This is a genomic window from Mesorhizobium sp. M7A.F.Ca.US.005.03.2.1 (genome assembly GCF_003997795.1).
Taxonomy (GTDB): Bacteria; Pseudomonadota; Alphaproteobacteria; order Rhizobiales; family Rhizobiaceae; genus Mesorhizobium; species Mesorhizobium ciceri.
Genome location: NZ_RZRP01000575.1, coordinates 1 through 4,118 on the forward strand (window position 1 = coordinate 1; position 4,118 = coordinate 4,118).

Annotated in this window: 5 protein-coding genes; all 5 read right to left on the bottom strand. The window is 61.8% G+C overall.

Going from position 1 to position 4,118, the window contains the following annotated elements:
• Positions 1-1,048, bottom strand: a 1,048-nt coding sequence (locus EN991_RS25895) for a glucoamylase family protein (RefSeq protein ID WP_127369829.1), incomplete at its 3' end; no start/stop codon positions are given.
• A gap of 105 nt (positions 1,049-1,153) precedes the next feature.
• On the bottom strand, positions 1,154-2,101 hold the full coding sequence (locus EN991_RS25900; protein ID WP_127369830.1) for a VOC family protein: 948 nt from the start codon (positions 2,099-2,101) through the stop codon (positions 1,154-1,156).
• Complete coding sequence (locus EN991_RS25905; RefSeq protein ID WP_127369831.1) at positions 2,092-2,994, bottom strand: SMP-30/gluconolactonase/LRE family protein; 903 nt, start codon at positions 2,992-2,994, stop codon at positions 2,092-2,094. Before EN991_RS25905 ends, EN991_RS25900 begins: the two co-directional genes overlap by 10 nt.
• A gap of 4 nt (positions 2,995-2,998) precedes the next feature.
• The gene (locus EN991_RS25910) at positions 2,999-3,442 is read right to left on the bottom strand and encodes a cupin domain-containing protein (protein ID WP_127369832.1); all 444 of its coding nucleotides are present in this window, start codon (positions 3,440-3,442) and stop codon (positions 2,999-3,001) included.
• On the bottom strand, positions 3,439-3,912 hold the full coding sequence (locus tag EN991_RS25915) for a DoxX family membrane protein (RefSeq protein WP_127369833.1): 474 nt from the start codon (positions 3,910-3,912) through the stop codon (positions 3,439-3,441). The genes EN991_RS25910 and EN991_RS25915 overlap by 4 nt, the downstream gene beginning before the upstream one ends.
• Positions 3,913-4,118 lie beyond the last annotated feature (206 nt).

Here is a 4,118-nt window from a genome sequence, read left to right on the forward strand (position 1 = left end):
CCGGCAGGACGATCTCCGGGGCGAACGGCAACGACGCAGCCGTCGCCCAGGGCGATAGAGTGCCGTCGTCGGGACCAAACGGCGCTCCGCGGGCTCGATAGCCGTAAAAGCGCCGCTCGATGCCGCCGATCCGCCTTGTTTGCCACCCTGGCCCGTCGCTGGCCGTCACGCCCCAACTCGTCCCATGGTACCCGTCGAATTCGAGCGGATTGCGAATCGCGTATTCGCGTTGAACATGGGTGGCACGGCTGCTGTTCTCGAAATAGTCGCTGTCATGTTCGCGCATGAAGGCATCTCGAATGCCCCGGAAATCGAGCCAGATATGCGAAAGCTGATGGATGAACAGCGGGCCCGCATACGCAAATTCCTGACCGTAGATCTTCTTCCAGAGATAGGAGGCGAGCCATGCCGCGTAGCTTTCGCGCGGCAGAGCGTGCGTCGGGGAACCCAGCCCGAGCACATAGAGGATCAGCGCCTCGTCGTAGCCTTCCCAGCGGTAGCCGATGAAGCCGCTCTCCGGCGTCCAGCCGTGGGTGACAGTGGCGCCGCCATTGCGCGCCCAGTCCCAGTCAACCCGTTCATAGAGTGCCTCCGAGAGGATGCGGATTTCCTTCTCCTCCTCGCTGTCCTCCCGGAAATAGGCGCCTGCGGTCAGAATGCCGGCAATCAGAAGCGCGGTGTCTATCGTGGACAGTTCGCATTGCCATACGCGCCGACCTGTCTGCATGTCGAGGAAATGGTAATAGAACCCTTTGTATCCGGTGGCGTCGGGTTCGGTGCCTTGTGCGCTGTTGCGGAAGAAACGCATTGTGGTCAGAGTCCTCGCGCAAGCCTGCTTGCGCGTCATGAAGCCTCGCGCCACGCCAACTGGATACGAGGTGAGCGCTAGCCCGACAGCCGCTATGCTGGCGGGTGAACCTTTTCTGGTCCTGTCGGCGACGAGACCGTTTGCCTCATTGGCTTCGTAAAGGAAGTAGTCGAACGTTTTGCTCTGAAGGGTCGCCAGGAGGTCATCGTCGAGCGCTTCCTGCTTGGGCTCATTCTGCATGCGAGCTCCTGTATGCATATTCTGGCGCCACCAGTCCGCTGGGTGGTGTCCAAGACTTGACAGGGAACATACCAGGACGATCAGACGTCTGATGTTGGGGATTTCTCATTGGATATTGATTGTTTTGGGACGAGAATTCTGGTCGCCGTCCCCCGAAGCCGATCCCCAAACCGTTGAGGCCCGCGACACGAGCAGCAAGGTATGATCGTCGGGGTCACGCATCAAGCGGTGGCTGTCGGCGGCCTGGGTCGCGGGAACCTCGTACACAAGACGCGTGCAGGCGATGTCGTTGCTGCGAGCCGCAGGTTGGACTGGCATTCGTCGATCGCGCACGTTGCGATAACATAGCAGTTCCAGATGCGGGGTATCGCAGGACAGTGCCAGGGCAGTGACATCAACCTGGGCGCCCGCGACATCGTCCAGCCGTTCCTGGGCGGCGCCGAAATTGAAGGAGCGTGCTGACACAACAAGGCCGAGCTTTTGGTAAAACGTGACGCTTCGGGCCGAGTCAGAAACGCTGATTGCCGAATGGTCGATGCCAAGAAAAATTTCGCCGGCCGGCATCTCGGTCCACCGGCGATCACCCCCATCCGGGAAAGTGAGCAATTCGAGGGGATGGCCCTCGGGATCGCGGAACTTGAACGCGGTGACTCCACCCGAAGATTGCGGCAGGCGCTGCGGCCCGCCAATCGAGATGGGTTTCCAGCCCGCCACGCACGACAGCCGCTCAAAGGCTTGCTCAATATCCGCGACCACAATCGCCAAGTGCTGGAAGCGAAGGTCGGATGACGAGGAGTCCTCCGGATAGGTCACGCCCGGCACGTCGAACTGCAGGAGTTCGATGATTTCGCAGCCGAGGCCCAGCGTGATACGATCGGCGCCGCCGTGAACATCCATCAGCCGTTCGAACTCGGGGCCGGCGAGGCGGTCCGCCGCGATTCTGCGGCAACCGAAAGCGGCTTCGTAAAAACGCGCGGCGCTTGCGGCGTCAGCTGTGGTGAGGCTGAAGCGAACAAGCCTGTCGATGCGCTGAGATTTGGCGGTCATGGCCATGCCGCGCCCCGGCAATTGAGGAAAATCGCATAGAGCGTGTGAGAGCCGCCGATGAACAGCCTGTTTCGGGCCAAGCCGCCGAACGTCAGGTTGGAGACGCGATAGGGAACGAGGACCTTGCCCAGCAATTCGCCATTGGGCGCAATGCAGTGAACGCCGTCGGCGGCGCTCGACCAGACGTTGCCATTCTCGTCCACGCACAGCCCGTCGGCATAGCCGGGCTCGACCTTGTGGAAGATTTCGCCACCACGCAGGTGGTCTTCCTCCGCGACGTCGAAGACCCGGATATATTGCTTCGGATCTTCAGTGGCCTGGTCGCCGGTTTCGGCGACATAGAGGCGCGCTTCGTCGGGTGAAAACGCCAGGCCGTTCGGACCGTCGAAATCGTCAGCTGCGATCGTGATCCGGCCGCTCCGCGGGTCGAACCGGTATAGCGCCGGCGGCTGCTCCGAAATCTGGCGGCCGCCTTCATAGTCGTTCTGAATGCCATAAAGCGGGTCGGTGAACCAGATCGAGCCATCGGACTTCACGACGACGTCGTTCGGCGCATTGAGGCGCTTTCCGCCGTGCCGGTCGACCAGCCGCGTCAGCGAGCCGTCCAGTTCGGTCCGATACAGGCAGCGCCCGCGATGCGAGCAGGAAATCAACCGTCCCTGCCGGTCGCGCGCCTGCCCGTTGCCGTAGTCCGACGGCGAACGATAGACCGATATGCCGGCGTCCTCGATCCAGCGCATGGTTCGGTCGCGAGGGAGATCCTGGAACAACAGGCAAAGTGCGTCACCCATCCACACCAGCCCTTCGATCCAGCGAAAGCCGCCGGCCAGTTCTTCGAGCGGCGCATTCTCTAGCACGTAATGCGCAAATCGCGGATCGATGACGTCGAAACCCTTCATCTCATTATCTGAACTCACAAGGCAGGGACGGCGCCAGCGCGTCATGCAACTGGACAACAATCAGGGCGGCTGGCTCATCTCCGACTGTCCCGGAGCGATGGCCTCGCCTGCCGTCGACCTCCCGGCAATTCTGGTCGCCGCCGAAGGACAACTCGCCCGGCCCCATTTCGACCCGCACGCCATCCATCGATTGCACGAACCAGCGTCCTGAGAGCGGCACGATCCATTGCGGCTTGGGGTTCTCATGCCATGTGCCGGTCCAGCCGACGGGCAGGATGGTAACAAGCGTGGTCATGCGCCCATTCGAGCGCAGCCCCTGCCATTGCGGATCGGCAGGCGGCTTGATCGATCGCAGCTCGAATTCAGTCAGCGCGCAACGGGTCTGGCGGCTGATCCCGTCCGCATCCGTCCAAAGATGCCAATAAGGGATTGTCGGCGCGGCGCTCATCGCAGGTCTTCCTGAACCGTCTGATAGGGGTGTGACGAGGCCAGCGGATGGCGAATGAAGCGATCGACCTCGGCAGCGTTGGAGCCGAAGGCGAGAAGGAGAAAGCCGCCGGCAAGAGCGAGGTTCTTGAGGAAATCCCAGAACACGTCCCGGGCCTCGCTCCTGCCTTTCAGGCGGAAATCCGGCCGGCGCCAGAACTGTTTCCAAAGCAGCGCCGTCACGAGGCAATAGCCGGCCAGGATCAGGGCCGCGAGGCGGTCGGCAACGCCGCCCAGGATCGCCAGCGACATGAAAACTTCGACAAAGAAACCACCCGCGATCATCACCGCCGCGAATGAGCGGCCGGGGATCGCCTGCGATGCCTGGTCAATCGCCTGCTCGAAGTTCAGCACCTTGTCCAGCGCGCTGAACGGCAGGAATAGCGCGACAAGCAGACAGCGCACTGTGAACGTGACGAGGATAGCGGGCATCAGACGCTTTCTTCGAACGGCCAAACGCGCGACCGTTCATCCGGTTGCGCGATCGCAGTTCCCGACCACTCTCATACGTTGGAGCGTCAAATTGGTTCGCAAGCCGCGATCACAATGATGTTCCTGCGCGTTACCGCATTGTAATGGCGCCAGCCGGACCTTTTGCCCTTCGCACGCGTTTTGCCTGGGTTGACTGACCCAGCGGC